This is a genomic window from Cupriavidus metallidurans CH34 (assembly GCF_000196015.1).
Taxonomy (GTDB): Bacteria; Pseudomonadota; Gammaproteobacteria; order Burkholderiales; family Burkholderiaceae; genus Cupriavidus; species Cupriavidus metallidurans.
This window is the reverse complement of sequence record NC_007973.1, coordinates 994,575-1,017,280: the sequence shown is the minus strand read 5'-3', so window position 1 is coordinate 1,017,280 and position 22,706 is coordinate 994,575. Positions and strand designations below refer to the sequence as shown.

At 61.9% G+C, this 22,706-nt stretch carries 23 protein-coding genes and 1 tRNA gene; 4 read left to right on the top strand and 20 right to left on the bottom strand.

The window, feature by feature from the left end; genetic code table 11:
- Positions 1-12: 12 nt before the first annotated feature.
- From nuoF to RMET_RS04630, 13 genes are all read right to left on the bottom strand, one after another.
- Positions 13-1,308 (bottom strand): NADH-quinone oxidoreductase subunit NuoF, encoded by a 1,296-nt coding sequence (gene nuoF / locus RMET_RS04690; protein ID WP_008643347.1) that lies wholly within the window; start codon positions 1,306-1,308, stop codon positions 13-15.
- A 1-nt stretch (position 1,309) separates the two neighbouring features.
- The gene (nuoE, locus tag RMET_RS04685; RefSeq protein ID WP_008643345.1) at positions 1,310-1,810 is read right to left on the bottom strand and encodes an NADH-quinone oxidoreductase subunit NuoE; all 501 of its coding nucleotides are present in this window, start codon (positions 1,808-1,810) and stop codon (positions 1,310-1,312) included.
- A 211-nt stretch (positions 1,811-2,021) separates the two neighbouring features.
- Entirely contained in the window at positions 2,022-3,275 is a 1,254-nt protein-coding gene (locus tag RMET_RS04680) for an NADH-quinone oxidoreductase subunit D (RefSeq protein WP_011515748.1), read from the bottom strand.
- A 9-nt stretch (positions 3,276-3,284) separates the two neighbouring features.
- Positions 3,285-3,884 carry an NADH-quinone oxidoreductase subunit C gene (locus RMET_RS04675; protein ID WP_008643343.1) on the bottom strand — a complete coding sequence of 200 codons (600 nt, stop codon included), beginning with the start codon at positions 3,882-3,884 and terminating at the stop codon, positions 3,285-3,287.
- A gap of 1 nt (position 3,885) precedes the next feature.
- Positions 3,886-4,368, bottom strand: a complete 483-nt coding sequence (locus RMET_RS04670) for a NuoB/complex I 20 kDa subunit family protein (protein ID WP_008643342.1) — start codon at positions 4,366-4,368, stop codon at positions 3,886-3,888.
- A 6-nt stretch (positions 4,369-4,374) separates the two neighbouring features.
- Positions 4,375-4,734, bottom strand: a complete 360-nt coding sequence (locus tag RMET_RS04665; RefSeq protein WP_008643341.1) for an NADH-quinone oxidoreductase subunit A — start codon at positions 4,732-4,734, stop codon at positions 4,375-4,377.
- A gap of 168 nt (positions 4,735-4,902) precedes the next feature.
- Positions 4,903-4,987 (bottom strand) — tRNA-Leu (locus tag RMET_RS04660).
- A gap of 197 nt (positions 4,988-5,184) precedes the next feature.
- On the bottom strand, positions 5,185-5,553 hold the full coding sequence (secG, locus tag RMET_RS04655) for a preprotein translocase subunit SecG (protein WP_011515747.1): 369 nt from the start codon (positions 5,551-5,553) through the stop codon (positions 5,185-5,187).
- A gap of 50 nt (positions 5,554-5,603) precedes the next feature.
- Positions 5,604-6,341: a triose-phosphate isomerase gene (gene tpiA, locus RMET_RS04650; RefSeq protein WP_011515746.1), complete on the bottom strand. Its 738-nt coding sequence runs from the start codon at positions 6,339-6,341 to the stop codon at positions 5,604-5,606.
- A 127-nt stretch (positions 6,342-6,468) separates the two neighbouring features.
- Positions 6,469-7,473, bottom strand: coding sequence for an NAD(P)H-quinone oxidoreductase (locus RMET_RS04645; protein ID WP_011515745.1), 1,005 nt, complete (start codon positions 7,471-7,473; stop codon positions 6,469-6,471).
- 168 nt (positions 7,474-7,641) lie between these two features.
- Entirely contained in the window at positions 7,642-9,819 is a 2,178-nt protein-coding gene (pnp, locus tag RMET_RS04640; protein ID WP_011515744.1) for a polyribonucleotide nucleotidyltransferase, read from the bottom strand.
- A 465-nt stretch (positions 9,820-10,284) separates the two neighbouring features.
- Positions 10,285-10,554 (bottom strand): 30S ribosomal protein S15, encoded by a 270-nt coding sequence (gene rpsO, locus RMET_RS04635; RefSeq protein ID WP_008643336.1) that lies wholly within the window; start codon positions 10,552-10,554, stop codon positions 10,285-10,287.
- 165 nt (positions 10,555-10,719) lie between these two features.
- Positions 10,720-11,997 (bottom strand): branched-chain amino acid ABC transporter substrate-binding protein, encoded by a 1,278-nt coding sequence (locus RMET_RS04630; protein ID WP_029309926.1) that lies wholly within the window; start codon positions 11,995-11,997, stop codon positions 10,720-10,722.
- Between the two features lie 213 nt (positions 11,998-12,210).
- Between RMET_RS04630 and RMET_RS04625 the strand changes: the two genes are divergently transcribed.
- Positions 12,211-12,744 carry a hypothetical protein gene (locus RMET_RS04625; protein ID WP_011515742.1) on the top strand — a complete coding sequence of 178 codons (534 nt, stop codon included), beginning with the start codon at positions 12,211-12,213 and terminating at the stop codon, positions 12,742-12,744.
- Between the two features lie 96 nt (positions 12,745-12,840).
- Here the strand turns inward: RMET_RS04625 and RMET_RS04620 are convergent, their stop codons facing one another.
- The 7 genes from RMET_RS04620 to RMET_RS04590 all read right to left on the bottom strand — a co-directional run bounded on the left by RMET_RS04620 (position 12,841) and on the right by RMET_RS04590 (position 20,474).
- Entirely contained in the window at positions 12,841-14,382 is a 1,542-nt protein-coding gene (locus RMET_RS04620; protein ID WP_008643333.1) for a 2-isopropylmalate synthase, read from the bottom strand.
- A 309-nt stretch (positions 14,383-14,691) separates the two neighbouring features.
- Entirely contained in the window at positions 14,692-15,192 is a 501-nt protein-coding gene (gene lysM / locus RMET_RS04615) for a peptidoglycan-binding protein LysM (protein WP_011515741.1), read from the bottom strand.
- Between the two features lie 88 nt (positions 15,193-15,280).
- A complete protein-coding gene (gene pssA / locus RMET_RS04610) occupies positions 15,281-16,174 on the bottom strand; it encodes a CDP-diacylglycerol--serine O-phosphatidyltransferase (RefSeq protein WP_008643331.1) in 894 nt (297 codons plus the stop codon).
- A 25-nt stretch (positions 16,175-16,199) separates the two neighbouring features.
- Positions 16,200-16,853, bottom strand: coding sequence for a phosphatidylserine decarboxylase (locus RMET_RS04605; RefSeq protein ID WP_029308257.1), 654 nt, complete (start codon positions 16,851-16,853; stop codon positions 16,200-16,202).
- A 212-nt stretch (positions 16,854-17,065) separates the two neighbouring features.
- Entirely contained in the window at positions 17,066-18,082 is a 1,017-nt protein-coding gene (ilvC, locus tag RMET_RS04600; protein ID WP_011515738.1) for a ketol-acid reductoisomerase, read from the bottom strand.
- 137 nt (positions 18,083-18,219) lie between these two features.
- Positions 18,220-18,711 (bottom strand): acetolactate synthase small subunit, encoded by a 492-nt coding sequence (gene ilvN / locus RMET_RS04595; RefSeq protein WP_008643328.1) that lies wholly within the window; start codon positions 18,709-18,711, stop codon positions 18,220-18,222.
- Positions 18,711-20,474 (bottom strand): acetolactate synthase 3 catalytic subunit, encoded by a 1,764-nt coding sequence (locus RMET_RS04590; RefSeq protein ID WP_008643327.1) that lies wholly within the window; start codon positions 20,472-20,474, stop codon positions 18,711-18,713. The genes ilvN and RMET_RS04590 overlap by 1 nt, the downstream gene beginning before the upstream one ends.
- 378 nt (positions 20,475-20,852) lie before the next feature.
- On the opposite strand from RMET_RS04590, the gene RMET_RS04585 reads away from it, so the two are divergent.
- Genes RMET_RS04585 through RMET_RS04575 form a run of 3 tightly spaced genes read left to right on the top strand, consistent with a single transcriptional unit; the run spans position 20,853 to position 22,663 of the window.
- The gene (locus RMET_RS04585) at positions 20,853-21,419 is read left to right on the top strand and encodes an RNA polymerase sigma factor (RefSeq protein WP_011515736.1); all 567 of its coding nucleotides are present in this window, start codon (positions 20,853-20,855) and stop codon (positions 21,417-21,419) included.
- The gene (locus RMET_RS04580; RefSeq protein ID WP_011515735.1) at positions 21,416-21,853 is read left to right on the top strand and encodes a DUF3619 family protein; all 438 of its coding nucleotides are present in this window, start codon (positions 21,416-21,418) and stop codon (positions 21,851-21,853) included. Before RMET_RS04585 ends, RMET_RS04580 begins: the two co-directional genes overlap by 4 nt.
- Before the next feature lie 3 nt (positions 21,854-21,856).
- On the top strand, positions 21,857-22,663 hold the full coding sequence (locus RMET_RS04575) for a DUF3106 domain-containing protein (protein WP_011515734.1): 807 nt from the start codon (positions 21,857-21,859) through the stop codon (positions 22,661-22,663).
- Positions 22,664-22,706 lie beyond the last annotated feature (43 nt).

Here is a 22,706-nt window from a genome sequence, read left to right as displayed (position 1 = left end):
TTCTGCCACGCTTCAGGAATAGGCCGGGACCATGCACTGCTTGTGTTCGACGTGATACTCGAACTCCTTCCAGTAGTGCTTGAGCATGCCGCGTACCGGCATCGCCGCTGCATCGCCGAGTGCGCAGATAGTGCGACCCATGATGTTTTCCGCGACGTTGTTGAGCAGGTCCAGATCTTCCTGGCGGCCTTCTCCGTGTTCAATGCGATTCACCATGCGATAGAGCCAGCCGGTGCCTTCACGGCACGGCGTGCACTGGCCGCACGATTCTTCAAAGTAGAAATACGACAGGCGCAGGAGCGAACGCACCATGCAGCGTGTTTCGTCCATCACGATCACGGCGCCCGAGCCCAGCATCGAGCCGGCCTTGGCGATCGAGTCGTAATCCATGTCCGATGCCATCATCAGGTCGCCCGGCACCACCGGGGCGGAGGAACCGCCCGGAATGACCGCCTTGATCTTCTTGCCACCGCGCATGCCGCCCGCGAGTTCCAGCAGCGTTGCGAACGGCGTGCCCAGCGGGATCTCGTAGTTGCCCGGACGCTCCACATCGCCCGACACCGAGAAGATCTTGCTGCCGCCGTTGTTCGGCTTGCCCATCTTCAGGTAGTTCTCGGGGCCGACTTCCAGCAGGAACGGCACCGCGGCGAACGTTTCCGTATTGTTGATGGTGGTCGGCTTGCCGTACAGGCCGAAGCTGGCCGGGAAAGGCGGCTTGAAGCGCGGTTGGCCCTTCTTGCCTTCGAGCGACTCCAGCAGCGCGGTTTCCTCGCCGCAGATGTATGCGCCGTAGCCATGGTGGGCGTGCAACTGGAAGTTGAAGCCCGAACCCAGGATGTTGTCGCCGAGGAAGCCGGCGCGGCGCGCTTCTTCGAGGGCTTCCTCGAAGATCTTGTATTCGTTCCAGATTTCGCCGTGGATGTAGTTGTAACCCACGGTGATGCCCATCGCGTACGCGCCGATGGCCATGCCTTCGATCAGCGCGTGCGGGTTGTAGCGAATGATGTCGCGATCCTTGAACGTGCCCGGTTCGCCTTCATCGGTATTGCAGACGAGGTACTTCTGACCCGGGAACGCACGCGGCATGAAGCTCCACTTCAGGCCGGTGGGGAAGCCCGCACCGCCACGGCCGCGCAGACCCGACGCCTTGACGTCGGCGATCACCTGCTCGGGCGTTACCTTTTCCTCGAGAATGCGGCGGAGCTGCTTGTAGCCGCCACGCTTCACGTAGTCTTCGAGGTGCCAGTTCTTGCCGTCCAGGCCAGCCAGAATCAGCGGCTTGATATGACGGTCATGCAGAGAGGTCATGTTACTTGTCCCCCTTGGCGGCGGCTTCGGACTTGAGCTCTTCGACCAGTGCGTCGATCTTCTGCTCGCTCATGAAGCTGCACATGCGGGTGTTGTTGACGATCATCACCGGTGCGTCGCCGCACGCGCCCATGCACTCGCCCTCTTTCAGGGTGAAACAGCCGTCGGCGGTGGTCTCGTTATAGTCGATCCCGAGCTTGCGCTTCAGGTATTCGCCAGCCCGCTCGCCGCCCGACAGCGCGCACGGCAGGTTGGTACAGACGGCGAGCTTGTGCTTGCCCACCGGCTTGGTGTCATACATGTTGTAGAACGTGGCCACCTCTTCCACCCACACAGGCGGCATTTCGAGGTAGCTGGCGACGAACTGCATGACTTCGGGGGAAACCCAGCCCACCTCGCCCTGTGCCACGGCGAGTGCCGCCATCACGGCCGACTGCTTCTGGTCGGCCGGATACTTCGCGATCGCGCGATCGATTTCCTTGAGAGCTTCTGCTGATAGCATGGTCATTGCAGTAATACGGCGAAGCCGCGCGGGGCTCCGCTAGTTTGCAGCCGTCGCTGCCATGTTCTGCCGGCCCGGACGCCCCTTCGCGTCCCTGCCGATCCGTTGCAGGCATCGCCTGCCGCCACCGTTACAGCCGGGGCCGGCCGAACACGCCCGGAACGTCGTCCGGGCAACGGCCTGTGACGGGATACTCGTCTTCCGGTATCCCTTAGCGGTCGATCTCGCCGAACACGATGTCCTGTGTACCGATGATCGTGACCGCATCCGCAATCATGTGTCCCCTGGCCATTTCGTCGAGCGCGGCCAGGTGGACAAAGCCCGGGGCACGGATCTTCAGACGGTACGGCTTGTTCGCGCCATCCGAAATCGCATAGATGCCGAACTCGCCCTTCGGGTGCTCCACCGCTGCGTAGGCCTCGCCTGCCGGCACGTGGATACCTTCGGTGAAGAGCTTGAAGTGGTGAATCAGCTCTTCCATGTTCGACTTCATGTCCACACGCGACGGCGGCGCCACCTTGTGGTTCTCGGTAATCACCGGACCCGGGTTGCGACGCAGCCAGTCAATGCACTGCTTGATGATGCGGTTCGACTGGCGCATTTCTTCAACACGCACCAGGTAACGCGAATAGCAGTCGCCCGCCGTACCCACGGGGATATCGAAGTCCATCTTGTCGTAGACCTCGTACGGCTGCTTCTTGCGCAGATCCCACTCGATACCCGAGCCACGCAGCATCGGACCGGTGAAACCCATCTGCAGCGCACGCTCCGGCGTGACCACACCGATATCGACCAGACGTTGCTTCCAGATACGGTTATCGGTCAGCAGCGTCTCGTATTCATCGACATAGGTCGGGAAACGGTTCGTGAAGTCCTCGATGAAGTCCAGCAGCGAGCCCGAACGGGCTTCGTTCATGACCTTGATGGCCTTCTCGTTGTGGACTTTCGACGCACGATATTGCGGCATCGTGTCAGGCAGGTCGCGGTAGACGCCGCCCGGACGGTAGTAGGCCGCGTGCATACGCGCGCCCGACACCGCCTCGTACATGTCGAACATGTCCTCACGCTCGCGGAACGCGTAGAGGAACACCGCCATCGCACCCACGTCCAGCGCGTGCGAGCCGATCCACATCAGGTGGTTCAGCAGACGGGTGATTTCGTCGAACATTACGCGGATGTACTGGGCGCGAATCGGCACCTCGAGGCCCAGCAAGCGCTCGATCGCCATCACGTACGCGTGTTCGTTGACCATCATCGACACGTAGTCGAGACGATCCATGTAGGGGACGCTTTGAATCCAGGTCTTCTGCTCGGCCAGCTTTTCGGTGGCTCGATGCAGCAGGCCGATATGGGGGTCGGCGCGCTGGATGACTTCGCCGTCCAGTTCAAGCACCAGACGCAGCACGCCGTGCGCTGCAGGGTGTTGGGGGCCGAAGTTGAGGGTGTAGTTCTTGATATCTGCCATGACGCGATCTCAGTGCTGCGTGCCGCCGTAGTTTTCCTCGCGAATCACGCGCGGCGTGACTTCGCGCGGCTCGATCGTCACCGGCTGGTAGATGACCCGCTTCTGTTCCGGGTCGTAGCGCATTTCGACGTAGCCCGAGACTGGGAAATCCTTGCGGAACGGGTGGCCGACGAAACCGTAGTCGGTCAGGATACGGCGCAGATCCGGATGGCCTTCGAACACGATGCCGTAGAAATCGAACGCTTCGCGCTCGAACCAGTTCACCGAGTTCCAGACGTTGATGACCGACGGCAGCACCGGGAAATCATCGTCCGGCGCGAACACGCGCAGACGCAGACGCCAGTTGTGCGTTACCGACAGCAGCTGCGAGACAGCGGCAAAGCGCAGGCCGTCCCAGGCGCCTTCGGCGTAGTCGGAATAGTCCACGCCGCACAGGTCGAGTAGCTGTTCGAAACGCAGCGAGGGATCGTCACGCAGCAGACGCGCGACTTCGAGATAGTCGGCGGCCTTGACGATCAGCGTCAGTTCGCCGGTGGCCTCGATCAGGTTCTGCACGCGCTTGCCGAGGACCTTTTCGAGCGCAGCCTTGAGGGTATCCAGGTTCGCCATATCAGCCCTTGCGCGCGATAGTATTGGTACGCTTGATCTTGTTCTGGAGCTGGATCACGCCGTAGATCAGCGCTTCCGCCGTCGGCGGGCAGCCCGGAACATAGATGTCGACCGGCACGATGCGGTCGCAGCCACGCACCACCGAATATGAGTAGTGATAGTAGCCGCCGCCGTTGGCGCACGACCCCATCGAGATCACCCAGCGCGGTTCGGCCATCTGGTCGTACACCTTGCGCAGCGCGGGGGCCATCTTGTTGCACAGCGTGCCTGCCACGATCATCACGTCGGACTGACGCGGCGACGGGCGGAAAATCACACCGAAACGGTCCATGTCGTAACGCGCGGCGCCGGCGTGCATCATTTCCACTGCACAGCAGGCCAGACCGAACGTCATGGGCCACAGGGAACCCGTACGGGTCCAATTGATCAGCTTGTCAGCGGTCGTCGTGACAAAGCCTTCGTTGAGAACGCCTTCGATTGCCATTTCACATCACTCCCAATCGAGCGCGCCCTTTTTCCAGATGTAGACGAAGCCCACGATGAATTCCAGCAGAAACACGCCCATGGCGATGAATCCCGGCCAACCGATGTCCTTGAGGGCGACGCCCCACGGAAACAGGAAGGCAGTTTCGAGATCGAACAGGATAAACAGGATGGCGATGAGGTAGTAGCGCACGTCGAACTTCATGCGCGCATCCTCGAACGCTTCGAAGCCGCACTCGTACGGCGACAGCTTCGCTGCGTCAGGCTTGTAGGGACCGAGAATTCGACCGATGGCCATCAGTGCCACACCGAGCACGACGCCAAAGACGATGAAGATGAGGACGGGGAAGTAGGCTTCGAGAGTCAAGATGCGGCCAGCCTTATCTGGAATGTTGTCAACAGCACCAGCTATAGCGGCGTCCTGTTGCCCACCCCAAGCGCCATCCCGTCATAGCTACGGCGCCGCCCTGCGGACTGCCGGAGGACATGTCGACGCATCTTGAAGATACGCAACACGAACTCCGATCAAGTTGTTTGGTGCCGACGGCGAGACTCGAACTCGCACAGCTTTCGCCACTACCCCCTCAAGATAGCGTGTCTACCAATTTCACCACGTCGGCTGGGGGAGAAACAATGTTGCCTTGCGCTGGGTTTTTATACCCTCTGGAACGTCTGCCGAGGAGTTTGTCCTTCGGCTTTCGCCCCGTCGCTGGGGAATCGTTTCAAGCCCTGCATTCTAACTAGGATTCCCGATTTGTTCAATGCACAACTGCAAATAAAATCAGGAATCCGTGGACACACTGTTCAATTATTGCAATTACTTCGGCACGGCCGGAGCCGCCGGCGCGGAGGCCGATGCTGCAGCTGCTGCAGGCGCGGAAGCAGGTGCCGCAGCGGCCGGCGCCGACTGCTGCGCCGCGCCCATCACGCCCAGGGATGCCGAGGGCTTGTAGTTGCCCAGCAGCGTCAGACCCAGGGTGCAGCAGAAGAACAGTGCCGCCAGAACGGCCGTGGTACGTGACAGGAAGTTCGCCGATCCGGTAGCGCCGAACAGACTGCCAGAGGCGCCCGATCCGAACGCCGCACCGACATCGGCACCCTTGCCGTGCTGCAGCAGAACAAGACCAATCACGCCGAGCGCGGACAGGACCTGCACGATTACCAACAAAGTCTTGAAGATTGCCATTTGGTTAAAGTCGTTTCGAACTTGCCTGATCAGACAGTCGCGTCCGGCATTCAGGCGTTGCCGATCGCGAGGAAATCATCCGCCTTCAGGGAGGCGCCACCAATAAGCCCCCCGTCAATATCGGACATGGAAAACAATTCAGCTGCATTGTCGGGCTTGACGCTACCGCCATACAGAATGGCCATGCGTGCTGCAACACCGGCATCCTTCGCCGTGACCCGCGCACGTAGCGCCGCATGAACTTCCTGGGCCTGCGCGCTCGTGGCCGTCTTGCCCGTACCGATCGCCCAGACGGGCTCATAGGCCAGAACAATGCGACCCAGTTGCTCGATAGACAACGCATCGAGTACAGCCTGCAACTGACGACCAACCACGGCTTCGGTCTGACCGGCTTCGCGCTCGGCCAGCGTCTCTCCAACACAGACCACCGGAACAATGTCGAATTCCAGCGCGCGCAGTGCCTTGGCAGCCACTACCGCGTCGGTTTCACCATGGTAGGTACGACGCTCTGAATGGCCGACGAGCGCATAGCCGCAACCAAACTCACCCAGCATCGAGGCAGCTACTTCACCGGTGAAGGCACCACGGGCCTCGGACGACACATCCTGAGCACCCCAGGCAACCTGGGAACCGGACAACAGCGTCTGGCACTGGGCAAGATAGGGGAACGGCGCGCAGACCGCCAGCTTCGCGCGCGCAGGCGCAGCCTTGATACCCTCAAGCAGCGCCGCGTTGGCGGCCAGGCTGCCATGCATCTTCCAATTGCCGATGACCAGCTTTTGTCTCACAAGGGTCCCCTCTTTAAATCAAACCGGCTATTGTAGCGTGGTCAGGAGGGGCCCGCCAGCATGTGCGGGCAATCGCAGGTAATCCCGGACCCGCCAGTGATCACGGGCCCACAGCAAGAAGCATGGCTTACCAGGTCAGTACGATCTTGCCGATATGCTCGCTCGACTCCATCAGGCGATGCGCATCCGCGGCCTGTGCTGCGGGGAACACCTTGTGGATCACGGGCTTGATCTTGCCCGATGCCAGCAGCGGCCAGACGTTCTGATGCAGCGCCTGCGCAATGGCGCCCTTGAATGAAGCCGGACGCGGGCGCAGCGTGGAACCGGTGATGGTAATGCGTCGACGCAGGATGTCGCCAAGGGGAATTTCCGCCTTGCCGCCACCAAGCAGCGCGATGATCACGATGCGGCCGTCATCGGCGATGCACGACAGTTCACGCGCGAGATAGGACCCCGCCACCATATCGAGGATCACGTCGACGCCCTTCCCTTCGGTCAGCGCCTTCACTTCGGCCACGAAATCCTGCGTCTTGTAGTTGATCGCGCGATCCGCGCCGAGCGACTCGCACGCCTTGCACTTGTCATCGCTGCCGGCCGTCACGAAGACCTTGAAGCCAAGTGCCTTGGCGATCTGGATTGCCGTGGTACCGATGCCGCTAGACCCACCCTGGATCAGCAGCGTTTCGGCCGCGCCACGCGGACCCTTGCCAAGCTGACCACGATCGAACACGTTGCTCCACACCGTGAAGAACGTCTCGGGTAGCGCAGCCGCTTCGATATCGGTGAGGCCCTCGGGTACCGGCAGGCATTGCTCGATCGGCGCCGTGCACAGCTCGGCGTAACCACCGCCCTGCACCAACGCGCAGACACGGTCGCCAGCTTTCAGGCCGAAGCGATTGGCGGGATGCGAAAGGTCTCCCCCAACGACCACACCTGCGACCTCGAGACCAGGAAGATCCGACGCACCGGGCGGCACCGGATAGTTGCCGGTGCGCTGGAACACATCGGGACGGTTGATGCCAGCAGCCGCCACACGAATCAGGATTTCACCGGCCTTCGGCTCCGGATCGGGACGCTGCGTTTCCTGCAGGACTTCGGGGGCGCCGTATTCACGGATCTCGATGGCTTTCATGATGACTCCTCATTAATGTCTTGGATTGCATCGCGCGCGATGGCGTTGCTGACGCACGTGTCGCAGGCGAACCGGATAGCGAACTGACCGGCAGTGTAAACAAAAAAGCGGCTGGACATCGCCAGCCGCTTTCATGGGTGCTACGCGGTGACCGCGTTCGCCGTCAGCTTACTGCTGCTGATCGGGCGATGCCGGGGCGGCAGGTGCCGCGGCCGGTGCATCGCCTTGCGCGATCGGGCTGATGCTGCCGCCCTCTTCGGCCAGCGCTGCCTTCAGGGACAGACGCAGACGACCCTTTTCATCGGCCTGGATCAGCTTGACGCGAACCTGTTGGCCTTCCTTGAGCCAGTCCTTGATGTCCTTGACGCGCTCGTTGACGATCTCGGAGATATGCAGCAGACCGTCCTTGCCCGGCAGGATGTTGACGATGGCGCCAAAGTCCAGCAGCTTCAGCACGGTACCGGCGTAGATCTTGCCCACTTCGGCTTCCGCGGTGATGCCTTCGATGCGGCGCTTGGCTTCGGCCATGCCGTCGGTCGACGTCGACGCGATCGTGATCGTGCCGTCTTCCTGGATGTCGATGGTCGTGCCGGTTTCCTTGGTCAGTGCTTGGATCGTCGAGCCGCCCTTGCCGATCACTTCGCGGATCTTGTCCGGATGGATCTTCATCGTGATCATGCGCGGAGCGTGCGCCGACAGTTCGGTGCGAGCGTGACCCATTGCGCCTTGCATCGCGCCGAGGATGTGCATGCGGCCTTCGCGGGCCTGGGCCAGCGCCACCTGCATGATTTCCTTGGTGATGCCCTGGACCTTGATGTCCATCTGCAGCGCGGTAATGCCCGCGTCGGTACCGGCCACCTTGAAGTCCATGTCGCCGAGGTGATCCTCGTCACCGAGGATGTCGGTCAGCACGGCAAACTTGTTGCCCTCCAGGATCAGGCCCATGGCCACGCCGGCCACGTGCGCCTTCACCGGAACGCCAGCATCCATCAGCGCCAGGCAGCCGCCGCAGACCGAAGCCATCGACGACGAACCGTTCGATTCGGTGATTTCCGACACCAGACGGATCGTGTACGCGAACTCGTCGTCCTTCGGCAGCACCGGGATCAGCGCGCGCTTGGCCAGACGGCCGTGACCGATTTCACGACGCTTCGGGCTACCAACGCGACCCGTTTCGCCGGTGGCGAACGGAGGCATGTTGTAGTGGAGCATGAAGCGATCGCGGTACTCGCCGGCCAGTGCGTCGATGATCTGCTCATCGCTCTTGGTGCCGAGCGTGGCCACCACGAGTGCCTGCGTTTCACCACGGGTGAACAGCGCCGAGCCGTGCGCGCGCGGCAGCACCGACGAACGGATTTCGATCGGGCGCACGGTGCGCGTGTCGCGGCCGTCGATACGCGGCTCGCCAGCCAGGATCTGGCCGCGCACGATCTTCGCCTCGAGGTCGAACAGGACGTTGCCCACTTCCACCTTGTCGGCTTCCACGCCGGCCTCGGCCAGTTGGGCCTGCACCGTTGCGTAGATTTCCTTGAGCTTGGTGCTGCGCGCCGACTTCTGACGCAGTTGGTAGGCTTGCTGCAGCAGCGGCAGGCCAATCTCGCTAACCTTGGCGATCAGCGCTTCATTCTTCGGAGCCGGAGCCCAGTCCCACTCGGGCTTGCCGCCTTCGCGCACCAGGTCGTGGATTGCGTTGATCGCGATCTGCATTTGCTCGTGACCGTACACCACGGCGCCGAGCATCACGTCTTCCGACAGTTGGTGGGCTTCCGATTCCACCATCAGCACGGCACGTTCGGTACCGGCGACCACCAGGTCCAGATCCGACGCGGCGATTTGCGCGCGGGTCGGGTTCAGCAGGTACTGGCCGTCCTTGTAGCCGACGCGGGCAGCGCCAACCGGACCGTTGAACGGGATACCCGAAACGGCCAGCGCAGCCGACGAAGCGATCAGCGCGGGGATGTCAGCCGGGATTTCCGGGTTGATCGACAGCACGTGGATCACCACCTGCACGTCGTTGTAGAAACCTTCCGGGAACAGCGGACGCAGCGGACGGTCGATCAGGCGCGAGGTCAGCGTCTCGTTTTCCGACGGACGGCCTTCACGCTTGAAGAAGCCACCGGGGATCTTGCCAGCAGCGTAGGTCTTCTCGATGTAGTCGACGGTCAGCGGGAAGAAGTCCTGACCCGCCTTCGGGCTCTTGGCTGCCACCACGGTGGCCAGCACCACGGTGTCTTCCACGTCGACGATCACGGCGCCAGATGCCTGGCGCGCGATTTCGCCGGTTTCCATGCGGACCGTGTGCTGGCCCCACTGGAATTCCTTGACGATCTTGTTGAACATGGTCATGAGCGTTCCTTGATTTCATGCTTGCCGGCCGCACACATGCACGATCGGCGACGCCTGCGCTCGCAGCGGCAGGCGAACTGCCGGAGGTAATCCGGTCCGCAGTCCCAGGGAAGTGCTATGCCATTCCATCGCGCCACCGTCCGTGAAGGCACGTGGACGATGCAACCCGCGATGGAATGACACAAAACCCCGTTTCCTTGGTGCCGACTCCAGTGTCAATGCGCAAAAATGCGCGATAAAGAGCGAGGTAACTTACTCCGTCGCGCGACTTGGCGCAACGGCGCCGGGCATCAACGCCCGACTTTCGAGTGAAGCAAACATCACTATCAACCTTGGCCCAGCGCATCAATCACTGGACCAGAAAAGCAAAATGCCTGCCTCAGCAGTGCTGACGCAGGCATTGCGGCCTCACGTGAAATCGTGCGCGTGCAACTTCCGCAGGATTCGTGCTGCCATCCGCAGACCTTACTTACGCAGGCCCAGGGCTTCGATCAGGGCGCGGTAACGATCGGCATCGCTGGCCTTGAGGTAGTCCAGCAGGCGACGGCGACGGCTCACCATGCGCAGCAGACCGCGGCGGCTGTGGTGATCCTTCATGTTGGCCTTGAAGTGCGGGGTCAGTTCGTTGATACGGGTCGTCAACAGAGCGACCTGAACTTCGGGGCTGCCCGTGTCGTTGGTGCCGCGAGCGAACTTCGCGATGATCTCGGACTTGTTGATATTGGCAGTTGCCATGATGATTTCCTTTCACTTGCGAACGCTGCAGCGCGGGATGCGCCACCTGCGTCGTGCCTGAATGACTTGAGGCATCTGTCGCCATCCAGCCGGGTGGCTTGAGGACGACAGCCGCGCATTATAGCCGAATTCCCGCCTGTGGCGAAGTCCGTGGCGGGGCCCGCTTCAATTGCGCGGCGGGCGCTCCATACGGCACGTGGTCGGCAGTGTGGTCTGGGCGGTCTTGAGCTTCTTTATCGTGCGGAATCCGTAGCCGGAGCCTTCATTGTCGAAGCGGACATCGCCACCCCGCTTCGCCATGACCGAGACATAAAGCGGCTGGAGGACCTGGTGGTCTTCCGCCCGCACGGTGGCCTCGTGAAACGCGTTGGTGAAACGCATGTCCTCGAGCGCGTAGCCCACGGCTACGGCGTCGGTAGAACCAGCGCGCTCGATAGCCCGCGCCAGCATCTCCACCATCATCTGCATGCGTAGATGCACATAGTCATCCCTGGGATCCGGATAGCGCGCCCGGAACGACTGGTAGAACGCATCGGATGCCGCCCCGCCTACGTTCGGGTGCCATTCCGCCACGGCCAGCACCCGGCCCACACCCGCGTCACCCATCGCTGCCGGCGCACCGAGCCCGTTGCCATAAAACGTGTAGAAGCGCGCATTCAGGCCACCCTCGCGCGCGGCCTTCACCATCAGCGTCAGATCATTGCCCCAGTTGCCGGTGATCACCGCGTCGGCGCCGCTCGCCTTGATCTTGGCGATATACGGCGCGAAATCCTTGATCTTGCCGATCGGATGGAACTCGTCGCCGACGATCTGGATATCCGGACGCTTTGTCGCCAGCATTTCACGCGCCGAACGCGCCACCTGATGGCCGAAGCTGTAGTCCTGGTCGATCAGGTAGACCTTGCGCACCGAACGCTCGCTTCGGATGGCCTCGGTCAACGCTTGCATTCGCATATCCGCGCTGGCGTCAAAACGGAAATGCCAGAAGCTGCAGTTCTCGTTGGTCAGCGATGGATCAACGGCCGAATAGTTCAGGAACAGCACGCGGGCATCGGGCTGGCGTGCGTTCTGACGGTTGATTGCCCCTACGAGCGCGCTGGCCACGGCCGAGCTGTTCCCCTGCAGCACAAACGGAATGCGCTTGTCGACCAGACTGCGGAACTGGATCAGGCTTTCATCGACATTGCCCTTGCTATCGAACGTAACCAGTTCGAACGGATGCGGCCCGTCGGGGAGCTTGACGCCGCCGCTAGCGTTGACGCGCTCGATGGCGATACGCAGGTTGCGCACTACGGCCTCGCCAGCGTTGGCGAAGGGGCCGGACAGGCCATCGATCATGCCCAGGCGGATTGGCGCGCCAGTCTGCGCCTGCGCTGCTGCCGCCGCGCAAAACAGCGCAGCAGCCATCCAGACGCGCAATCTGTTCCCTCGAATCCAGGCCATCGCCTTCCTCAGTTACCCAGCAAAGCGAGCGATGTTAAGGCAGATGCGCCCGGACCGGCAATCTTCATCGATCGTCGCCAGATGCCACTAGATCGGCGAAGTTTGTTGCGACTAGGCAGACGAATCTGAAAGAAGCAACGTGGCATTCACACGAAGCGACCGGTGCGGCTAAACTGCCGCCACTCGCATCCACCATGTGCCAAGCCTGAAGCCATGACCTCCCGTTACCAGCGTGGCAGCCGCCATCTGCTTCAAATTCTGTGGGCCGTCCTGGCCACCCTCGCCTTGGGCGCCTGCACCGTCCTTGCCCCGGTCGACTCCGGACTCAAGCTCATCGGCCAACCGCAGAGCGCCGTACAGGCCGCATTCGGCAAACCCACCGATGTCTACAAGCTCGATGACGGGACAACCCGCTGGTTCTATTCGAAGCAGCCGCTCGGCGAGTATTCTTACGCGGCCGATTTCGATCGGGATGACAAGCTGACGAACTTCCGCCAGATGCTGACGACGACCGAACTGTACAAGGCCAAGGTCAATGCCTGGACCAAGAAGGACGTGCTCGAACACTTCGGCGCGCCGCGCGAGCCGATCGAGTACTACCCGCGCCTGAAGCAGGAGGCCTGGAGCTACCGCTTCCTCCACGAGGACCAGTGGTACTCGATGTTCAACTTCATGTTCGACGATACGGGCGTGCTGCGCCAGACACTGGTGACACCCGACCCCTTGCGCGACCGCCCTGAGCGCTGACGACAAAACGCCCGCCATCGCGGGATACGCGACTGGCGGGCGTTTCATGATGGCGGGGCCTTGTGAGCCCCGCCAGCGGCATCGCAGGATTCGGGATCAGATCTGCGGGTTGATCTTCTGCACAGCCTTGTCGTGCAGCTTGTTCAGCGCGGCCAGGTAGGCCTTGGCCGATGCGGCGACGATATCCGGGTCGGTACCCACGCCATTGACGATACGGCCCGCCTTCGACAGACGTACCGTGACTTCACCCTGGGCCTGCGTGCCGGCGGTGATCGCGTTCACCGAGTACAGCACCAGTTCGGCACCGCTGTTGACCTTGCCTTCGATCGCGTGCAGCGTGGCGTCCACCGGACCATTGCCTTCGGCTTCGCCGGTCTGCTCGCTGCCATCAATGTTGAACACCACGCGAGCATGGGGGCGCTCACCCGTTTCCGAGCGCTGCGACAGCGAGATGAAGCGATAGTGCTCATTGGCGTGCTCTTGCTCTTCATCGGAGACGATCGCCATGATGTCTTCGTCGAAGATCTCGGCCTTCTGGTCGGCGAGCTCCTTGAAGCGAGCAAATGCCGCATTGATCTCCGCTTCGCTTTCGAGTTGGACGCCAAGCTCCTGCAGACGCTGCTTGAACGCATTGCGGCCCGAGAGCTTGCCAAGCACGATCTTGTTGGCCGTCCAGCCCACATCCTCGGCGCGCATGATCTCGTAGGTATCGCGCGCCTTGAGCACGCCATCCTGGTGAATGCCGGATGCATGGGCAAACGCGTTAGCGCCCACCACGGCCTTGTTCGGCTGCACGACGAAGCCGGTAATCTGCGACACAAGCTTTGAGGCCGGCACGATCTGGGTCGTGTCGATGCCCACATCCATGTTGAAATAGTCACGGCGCGTCTTCACGGCCATCACTACTTCTTCCAGGCTGGTGTTACCCGCGCGTTCGCCAAGGCCGTTGATCGTGCACTCGATCTGGCGCGCGCCGCCGAGCTTCACAGCAGCCAGGGAGTTTGCCACGGCCATGCCGAGGTCATTGTGGCAATGCACCGACCATACGGCCTTGTCCGAGTTCGGAATGCGCTCGCGCACCGAGCGGATCAACTCGGCATAGCCTTCTGGCACGGCATAGCCCACGGTGTCGGGCAGGTTGATCGTGGTGGCGCCCTCGGCGATCACGCCTTCGAGCACGCGGCACAGGAAGTCCATGTCCGAGCGACTGCCATCCTCCGGCGAGAACTCGATGTCGTCCGTGAACTGGCGCGCGAAGCGCACGGCCAGACGTGCCTGCTCATAAACCTGGTCCGGCGTCATGCGCAGCTTCTTTTCCATGTGCAGCGCCGAGGTGGCGATGAACGTGTGGATACGGAACGAGTTTGCCGGCTTGAGCGCCTCGGCGGCACGAGCGATGTCCTTGTCATTGGCACGGGCCAACGAGCATATCGTCGAATCCTTGACCACCTGGGCGATCGAGCGGATGGCCTCGAAGTCACCATTGGAGCTTGCCGCAAAACCGGCCTCGATCACGTCGACCTTCAGGCGTTCAAGCTGACGCGCAATGCGAATCTTCTCTTCGCGGGTCATGGACGCGCCGGGCGACTGCTCGCCGTCACGCAAGGTGGTGTCGAAAATGATGAGTTTGTCAGACATTTTGTGGAGCTCCTGGGCTGTACCCTGTTGTGCCGTGCTGTCCCGATCTCAATCTTGCTGCCGGACAATCGCGTCAGAATGCAAAACGCCCCGGCGTGCAACGATGCAGGCCGGGGCGTTCGAAAGAATCCTGGTGATTCCGCGTTAAGGCGATTGGTGACCCTTAGCGCGCGCGCAACCCGACCTGATGGCCTAGTAGGCCACCTAGAATGGTGCGAGCGATTAGGGTCTGGCGCGAAATCATGTCGGCGACTATATCCGGTTTGGCGCGTGTGTGCAACCGCATCATTCCCGATATCTGCCAGCGACTCACTTCGGCGGAATCCGCAGTTTCTGACCAGGGTAGATCTTGTCCGGGTTCGACAACATCGGCTTGTTGGCCTCGAAGATCTTGTTGTATTCGGCGCCGTTGCCATAGGCGGCCTGGGAGATCGCCCAGAGCGTGTCGCCCTTCACGACGGTGTGCCATTGTGACTCGTCCGATTCGACGTTGACAGACATCTTGTCCTCGACCGAATCCACGCCTTCCACGTTGCCGCAGCACAGAATGATCTTCTCGCGCGTTGCCTGGTCAGCCGCCACGCCAAAGACCGTGACCTTGCCCTGCGAGCCGTCAACCGTGACTGTCAGCCCCGTCGCGGACAGTCCCATCTGCGCGATATAAGCCTCGATGGCATCGCCAGCCGCACGGTTGGCGGCATCGACCTTGTCCGTCGACGGATCGGCCACAGCCGCATCCTGGGCCGCCTTGGCCTCTCCCTTGCCGAACAGCTTCTCTCCCGCTTCCTTGATGAAGTCAAACATGCCCATGATGTGCTCCTGAGGGTGGGTGAAACGTACAACGCACAGACTACAGAAAAGCAAAGGCGCCCGAAAGCGCCTTTATTCCTACGTTGGATCAGTTGCCGCCTGAGCCGTTGCCCGGCGCGCGCGACTTGTCGACGCCGCCACGCTGACCGTGCAGCGTTCGCCATGCCCAAAGCAGGTAACCTGAAATCGCATAGGCGACGAACAGGCCAAACAGTGCCACGGGTGGATCGGAAGACACGACCACGAACAGCACGAGTACCAGCACCATCATGCCGAACGGCACGCGATAGCGCACATCCAGTGCCTTACCGCTGTAGAACGGCGCATTGGACACCATCGACAAGCCGGCATAGAGCGTGATGCCGAATGCGACCCACGGCATCCAGAGCTCCTTGACGGGCAGCTTGTTGTCGATCGCCAGCCAGACAAAGCCCGCCACCAACGCCGCGGCAGCCGGGCTCGGCAGCCCCTGGAAGAAGCGCTTGTCGACCACGCCAATATTGGCATTGAAGCGCGCCAGTCGTAGCGCCGCGCAAGTGCAGTAGACAAAGGCGGCAATCCAGCCCCACTTGCCCAGGTCATGCAGGATCCACTCATACATGACCAGAGCCGGCGCCACGCCGAACGACGTCATGTCCGACAGCGAATCGTACTGTTCGCCAAACGCGCTCTGCGTGTTCGTGATGCGGGCCACGCGGCCATCCATGCCATCGAGCACCATCGCCGCAAAGATTGCGATGGCCGCCACGTCGAAGCGCATGTTCATCGCCTGCACGATCGCAAAGAAGCCTGCGAACAATGCAGCGGTGGTAAAGGCGTTGGGCAGCAGATAAATGCCACGACGGCGCGGACGCACGTACTCCAGATCGTGCTCGTCCGGGTCATACGCATTGTCGTTGCGCAATTGGTTACGGCGAAACGGACGCAGGTGCGTCACGTTACCGTTGTTGACGCGCTTGTTGCGTCGATTGAAGGCACCCATTCAGTGTCCCCTGTAGCAGGCGCGCTTACGCCCGCACATCCAGATCAGCCAGCACGGTCGCCGACGCCGAAACTTTCTCGCCAATCGTCACGCGCGGACGGGCATCCGTGGGCAGGTACACATCCACCCGCGAACCGAAACGGATAAAGCCGTAGCGCTGACCACGCGACAGCATGTCGCCCACATTGATGTAGCACAGGATACGGCGCGCCACCAGACCAGCCACCTGCACCAGCGTCACCACCTGGCCATCCGACGCACGGCGGATCACGACGGCATTGCGCTCGTTCTCCATCGATGCCTTGTCGAGATCGGCATTGACGAACTTGCCGGGAAAGTACTCGAGCTTCTCCACCTTGCCATCGAGCGACGAGCGGTTCGAGTGCACGTTGAACACATTCATGAACACGCTGATCTTCAGTGCCTCGCGGCCCGCGTACGGGTCCTGCGTTTTCTCAACCACGACAATGCGGCCATCGGCAGGCGCCAGGATTGCGTTTGGCGCAGACGGAATCGGCCGAGGCGGATCGCGAAAGAACTGAAGCACGAACAGCGTGACGATCCACAGCGGCAGAGCGCCCCAGAAGCCCGCGCTGATATGCACCAGCACCGAGACAATGAATGCGCCGGCCAGGAATGGCCAGCCTTCACGGGCGATCAGCGGATGAGGATAATTCATGCAGAAGATGTTCGGTGATTTCCGTGGGCAGGGAGCGCCGCGAAGGAAAGATAAGAAAAAAGATCAGGCCTGGGCCTGAAAAGCCCGACAAGGATAGCAAAAAGCCGCCCGGCCCCCGCCAGAATGTCTCCTGCAACACAGGATCTGGCGGAAAGCCCGGCGGCTTCCAGGGTGCGCAGGACGCCACGGCGCCCTGCTTCGCCCGGTACTGCTTAGTTCTTCGACTGGTCAACCAGCTTGTTCTTGGCGATCCACGGCATCATCGCGCGCAGCTTGCCGCCCACTTCCTCGATCTGGTGCTCGGCGGTCAGGCGACGGCGCGAGATCAGCGTCGGGGCGCCAGCCTTGTTCTCGAGCAGGAAGCTCTTGGCGTATTCGCCGGTCTGGATGTCCTTCAGGCACTGCTTCATGGCCTTCTTGGTCTCTTCGGTCACCACGCGCGGGCCGGTGACGTACTCACCATACTCGGCGTTGTTCGAGATCGAGTAGTTCATGTTGGCGATGCCGCCTTCGTAGATCAGGTCGACGATCAGCTTCAGCTCGTGCAGGCACTCGAAGTAGGCCATTTCCGGAGCGTAGCCGGCTTCCACCAGCGTTTCGAAGCCAGCCTTGATCAGCTCGACGGTACCGCCGCACAGCACGGCTTGCTCGCCGAACAGGTCGGTTTCGGTTTCTTCGCGGAAGTTGGTCTCGATGATGCCGGCGCGGCCGCCGCCGTTGGCGGTAGCGTACGACAGAGCGATGTCACGGGCAGCGCCGGACTTGTTCTGATGCACGGCGATCAGGTGCGGCACGCCGCCACCTTGCGCGTACGTCGAACGCACGGTGTGGCCCGGGGCCTTCGGGGCGATCATGATCACGTCCAGGTCGGCACGCGGGATCACGGCGCCGTAGTGCACGTTGAAGCCGTGGGCGAAGGCCAGCGCGGCGCCTTCCTTGATGTTGGCGTGCACTTCGTTCTTGTACACGTCGGCGATCTGCTCGTCCGGCAGCAGGATCATGACCACGTCAGCGCCCTTCACTGCCTCGGCCACTTCCTTGACCTGCAGGCCGGCGTTCACGGCCTTGTTCCACGACGCGCCGCTCTTGCGCAGACCAACGGTCACGTTCACGCCCGAATCCTTCAGGTTCAGCGCGTGGGCGTGGCCTTGCGAGCCGTAGCCGATGATGGTGACGTTCTTGCCCTTGATGAGGGAGAGGTCGGCGTCCTTGTCGTAAAACACTTTCATGATGGTTCCTTCAATTTCTCAAAATCTGCTTATTGGGTGGCGGCGAAGCGCGCGTTTGCCAATTCTGGACTGAGCGCGCTGCGCTGCTTCGGGATACTGCGTGTCGGCTTTTGGCCGGTAGCTGCCGGGGGCGCCGGTCAGACCTTCAGGATGCGCTCGCCGCGGCCGATTCCCGAACCGCCGGTACGGACGGTTTCCAGGATCGCGGTGCGGTCGATGGCATCGAGGAACGCATCCAGCTTGCCGCCGTTGCCGGTCAGCTCGATGGTGTACGTCTTTTCGGTCACGTCGATGATGCGGCCACGGAAAATGTCGGCGGTGCGCTTCATTTCCTCGCGCTCCTTGCCTACGGCACGCACCTTCACGAGCATCAGCTCGCGCTCGATGTGCGCGCCTTCGGTCAGGTCCACCACTTTGACCACTTCCACCAGACGGTTCAGGTGCTTGGTGATCTGCTCGATCACGTCGTCCGAACCGGTGGTGACGATGGTCATCCGCGACAGCGACGCGTCTTCGGTGGGTGCCACCGTCAGCGTCTCGATGTTGTATCCACGTGCCGAAAACAGGCCCACCACGCGCGACAGCGCGCCGGGTTCATTCTCCAGCAGGACCGAGATGATGTGTCGCATTACAGGTCCTCCGCGCCAAGCAGCATTTCGGAGATACCCTTGCCAGCCTGAACCATTGGCCACACGTTTTCAGTGGGGTCGGTCTGGAAGTCCAGGAACACGGTACGGTCCTTGAGTCGGAAAGCCTCGCGCAACGCGGGTTCCACATCGGAGCTCTTCTCGATGCGCATCCCCACGTGGCCATAGGCTTCGGCGAGTTTGACGAAGTCGGGCAATGCCTGCATGTAGGAATGCGAGTAACGATTGTCGTACTCGATTTCCTGCCACTGGCGCACCATGCCCAGATATCCGTTGTTCAGCGAGCAGATCTTGACCGGGGTGTCGTACTGCAGGCAGGTCGACAGTTCCTGGATACACATCTGGATCGAGCCTTCACCAGTGATGGTGACGACTTCCTTGTCCGGGAATGCCTTCTTGATGCCCATTGCGTACGGCAGACCCACGCCCATCGTGCCGAGGCCACCGGAATTGATCCAGCGACGCGGCTCGTTGAACTTGTAGAACTGCGCGGCCCACATCTGGTGCTGGCCCACGTCGGAGCAGATGAATGCGTCGCCGTGCGTCAGTTCCCAGATCTTTTCCACCACGTACTGCGGCTTGATGATCTCGGAACTGCGGTCGTACTTGAGGCAGTCCACCGAGCGCCACTTCTCGATCTGTTCCCACCACTTGGCCAGAGCCTCGCGCTTGGGCTTGATATCGCTCGTCTTGATCTGGGAAATCAGTTCCTGCAGCACGTCCTTGACGTTGCCAACGATGGGAATGTCCACCTTGACGCGCTTCGAGATCGACGACGGGTCGATGTCGATGTGGATGATCTTGCGGGCCTGCGCAGTGAAGTGCGACGGGTTGCCGATCACGCGGTCATCGAATCGGGCGCCGATGGCAATCAGCACGTCGCAGTTCTGCATGGCCATGTTGGCCTCGTACGTGCCGTGCATGCCGAGCATGCCAACGAACTGCTTGCTCGTGCCGGGGAACGCGCCCAGGCCCATCAGCGTATTGGTGACCGGATGACCGGTGAGCGCGGCCAGCTCGCGCAGCTCTTCGCTTGCGTTGGCCAGCACCACGCCACCGCCCGAATAGATGTACGGGCGCTCGGCCGATTGCAGCAACGCCACGGCCTTGCGGATCTGACCCGAATGGCCCTTGTTCACCGGGCTGTACGAGCGCATGTCAATCGACTTCGGATACTCGTACTTGCAGCTGTTGCGCGACACGTCCTTCGGGATATCGACCACCACAGGGCCGGGACGGCCGGTGGCGGCAATGAAGAACGCCTTCTTGATCGTGGCGGCCAGGTCACGCACGTCCTTCACGAGGAAGTTGTGCTTGACGATCGGGCGCGTGATGCCAACGGTGTCGCATTCCTGGAATGCATCCTGACCGATCGCGTGAGTCGGCACGTTGCCGGTGATCACCACCATCGGAATCGAATCCAGATAGGCGGTAGCGATGCCGGTCACGGCATTGGTCACGCCCGGACCCGAGGTCACCAGCGCAACGCCCACCTTGCCGGTCGCACGGGCGTACCCGTCAGCGGCATGGACGGCGGCCTGCTCGTGGCGCACCAGGATATGTTCGAATTTGGTTTGCTTGTGGAGCTCGTCGTAGATATAGAGCACTGCGCCGCCGGGATAACCCCAGACGTATTCGACGCCTTCTTCGGCAAGTGCGTTGACGAGGATTTCCGCTCCGATCATTTCGCGAGCGGAGGATGAATTGCTATCGGCGTGGGAAAATTCCGCGCTGGGCATGTTCATTTCAGTCCTTTGCAATTTTCGGCAAAAAATTGTTTGGATGCTCTCTGCCGGGCTTTTGGCTCGGGTTCAAGCGGTGCGCGTCTGCATGAGAAGACCGCCTCATAAGCGGTCCGATGAGACAACCACTGATGTCGTGAACCATCGATGATACTGCAATGCACCACGGCGGTCTATGGGCAATTCACATCAAATTGCAGGAACCATGCGGCGGCGGCACAACGGCCGGTGACTGGTTGATTGCGATGATGTCTGCACTTGCATACAGCAGTGGCAGAGTCCATGTGTTTTTTGCTAGCATCGCAGACATTTTAGAAGTGTCGCAGGACTTAGGCGGCACATTCGGCCCGGCCCCCGCGCCCAACTGCTGTATTTGCCTGCATGGCCACCGATCAGGAACTCTCCGACTTTCTCGCCAGCGTGGAACGACGCGCCTTCAAGCAGGCCGTGTTCGCCGTGCGGGACGACGAAGCCGCGCTGGACATCGTGCAGGACGCCATGATCAAGCTGGCGGAGAAATACGGCGACAAATCTGCCGCAGAACTCCCGCCTCTGTTCCAGCGCATCCTCCAGAACACAATCCACGACTGGTTCCGTCGCCAGAAGGTGCGCAACACTTGGGTGACGCTTTTTTCGAACCTGCGCGACGAGCGCGAGGGCGACGATAGCGACCTGCTCGACACATTGGAGGCCCAAGCCGGCACCGAGATGGCAGAAAGCAGCGCCGACAAGGTCGAACGCGCGCAGGTCATGCATATCATCGAGCAGGAAATCCAGCGTCTGCCCACGCGTCAACGCGAGGCTTTCCTGATGCGTTACTGGGAGGATATGGACGTAGCCGAAACAGCAGCCGTGATGGGCTGTTCCGAGGGCAGCGTCAAGACGCACTGTTCCCGTGCAACGCATACTCTGGCGCAAGCCTTGCGCGCGCGGGGGGTCCGACTATGAGCAGAAACGAACGAGATATCCAGGAACGGCGCTTCGCCCACGAGATTCGCCTGGCACTTGATGCCTCGGCGGATGCACTGTCGCCGGACGTTGCCGAACGGCTCGCCGCCGCGCGGCGCATGGCGCTTGCCGCGAAGAAAGCCGAAGTGCGGGTACATGTGCCGCAACTTGCCCTGCCGGGCGGCCATCACGGCTACGCCTTCGAGGAAGAAGACGACACGCCGCTGCACCGTGCCGGTGCATGGCTGCGCAAGCTCGCGCTCGTCTGGACGCTGGTGGCGCTCGGCGCCGGACTCATCGGCATCTACCACTGGCAGCAGCAGAAGCGCGTCGAGGAACTCGCCGACGTGGATACGGCGATGCTGCTCGACGACCTGCCTCCGACGGCATACGCGGATCAGGGCTTCCACGTGTACCTGAAGCGCGGGCAATAAGACATGGCCCGCGCAAGACACCTCGCCGACGCCTTTCACCGCCGGGTTGCCAGACTATGGGCTGCCGGCCCCGCCGTCGCTGCACTTGTCGCTGCGCTCTGCGGCGGCTTTGCCACATCGGCGGTGCAAGCGCAGAACCCTGCCGCCAGCCAGCCGGCCGCGCCGCATCCGATCACCAATGCACACCCGACCTGGCTCGAGCTGTCGCCCGCGCACCAGCAGGCGCTCGCTCCACTCCAGCCGATCTGGGAAACACTACCGGAACTGAATCGGCACAAGTGGGAACGCATCGCCGAACGCTATCCGAAGCTCAAGCCCGAGGAACAGAAACGCCTGCAGGAGCGGATGACCGAATGGGTCAAGCTGACCCCGCAGCAACGCCGCCTGGCTCGCGAAAATTACCAGATCACGCGCACGCTGCCGCCTGAGACGAAGGCAGAGGCGTGGGATCGGTACCAGCAGCTTCCGGAAGAACAGAAAAAGAAGCTGGCCGCAGCCGAGAAGGTGCCGCGCCGGCCCGGGACCGTGAGCGCGCTGCCATCGGGCAAGCGCCCGCCGGCCGATACCAGCCGACAGCTCCGACCTGAGAAAAAGGCCGCCAGCGGCGCGGCAGCCGTAGCCGGCCCGGCATCCGCGGCCCAGGCTACCCCGGCGCCGTCGTCGGCATCGGCTGCGGCGGTCGCCGCGGCTTCCGCCCCCACCGCGCCCGCCGCCACGACACCCGCGCCGGCGACCCCGCCCGCGCTTTCGCCTCCCGTGACCGGCGAAGCGGCCACCACCTTCGACACCACCGACACCCCGCGCCAGTAACGGCCAGCCGTCTCGCGCTGACCGCCAGACCGCGCCTGAGCCG

Bases quoted from the DNA above. Each gene is read 5' to 3' on its own strand.
- RMET_RS04645 (WP_011515745.1), bottom strand. From the start codon at position 7,473: ATGAAAGCCATCGAGATCCGTGAATACGGCGCCCCCGAAGTCCTGCAG.
- RMET_RS04630 (WP_029309926.1), bottom strand. From the start codon at position 11,997: ATGGCCTGGATTCGAGGGAACAGATTGCGCGTCTGGATGGCTGCTGCG.
- RMET_RS04625 (WP_011515742.1), top strand. From the start codon at position 12,211: ATGACCTCCCGTTACCAGCGTGGCAGCCGCCATCTGCTTCAAATTCTG.
- RMET_RS04575 (WP_011515734.1), top strand. From the start codon at position 21,857: ATGGCCCGCGCAAGACACCTCGCCGACGCCTTTCACCGCCGGGTTGCC.
- rpsO (WP_008643336.1), bottom strand. From the start codon at position 10,554: ATGGCAACTGCCAATATCAACAAGTCCGAGATCATCGCGAAGTTCGCT.
- RMET_RS04620 (WP_008643333.1), bottom strand. From the start codon at position 14,382: ATGTCTGACAAACTCATCATTTTCGACACCACCTTGCGTGACGGCGAG.
- RMET_RS04670 (WP_008643342.1), bottom strand. From the start codon at position 4,368: ATGGCAATCGAAGGCGTTCTCAACGAAGGCTTTGTCACGACGACCGCT.
- RMET_RS04680 (WP_011515748.1), bottom strand. From the start codon at position 3,275: ATGGCAGATATCAAGAACTACACCCTCAACTTCGGCCCCCAACACCCT.
- ilvN (WP_008643328.1), bottom strand. From the start codon at position 18,711: ATGCGACACATCATCTCGGTCCTGCTGGAGAATGAACCCGGCGCGCTG.
- RMET_RS04605 (WP_029308257.1), bottom strand. From the start codon at position 16,853: ATGAATTATCCTCATCCGCTGATCGCCCGTGAAGGCTGGCCATTCCTG.
- RMET_RS04580 (WP_011515735.1), top strand. From the start codon at position 21,416: ATGAGCAGAAACGAACGAGATATCCAGGAACGGCGCTTCGCCCACGAG.
- RMET_RS04590 (WP_008643327.1), bottom strand. From the start codon at position 20,474: ATGAACATGCCCAGCGCGGAATTTTCCCACGCCGATAGCAATTCATCC.
- nuoF (WP_008643347.1), bottom strand. From the start codon at position 1,308: ATGACCTCTCTGCATGACCGTCATATCAAGCCGCTGATTCTGGCTGGC.
- RMET_RS04585 (WP_011515736.1), top strand. From the start codon at position 20,853: ATGGCCACCGATCAGGAACTCTCCGACTTTCTCGCCAGCGTGGAACGA.
- pssA (WP_008643331.1), bottom strand. From the start codon at position 16,174: ATGGGTGCCTTCAATCGACGCAACAAGCGCGTCAACAACGGTAACGTG.
- secG (WP_011515747.1), bottom strand. From the start codon at position 5,553: ATGGCAATCTTCAAGACTTTGTTGGTAATCGTGCAGGTCCTGTCCGCG.
- pnp (WP_011515744.1), bottom strand. From the start codon at position 9,819: ATGACCATGTTCAACAAGATCGTCAAGGAATTCCAGTGGGGCCAGCAC.
- ilvC (WP_011515738.1), bottom strand. From the start codon at position 18,082: ATGAAAGTGTTTTACGACAAGGACGCCGACCTCTCCCTCATCAAGGGC.
- RMET_RS04675 (WP_008643343.1), bottom strand. From the start codon at position 3,884: ATGGCGAACCTGGATACCCTCAAGGCTGCGCTCGAAAAGGTCCTCGGC.
- lysM (WP_011515741.1), bottom strand. From the start codon at position 15,192: ATGGGCATGTTTGACTTCATCAAGGAAGCGGGAGAGAAGCTGTTCGGC.
- nuoE (WP_008643345.1), bottom strand. From the start codon at position 1,810: ATGCTATCAGCAGAAGCTCTCAAGGAAATCGATCGCGCGATCGCGAAG.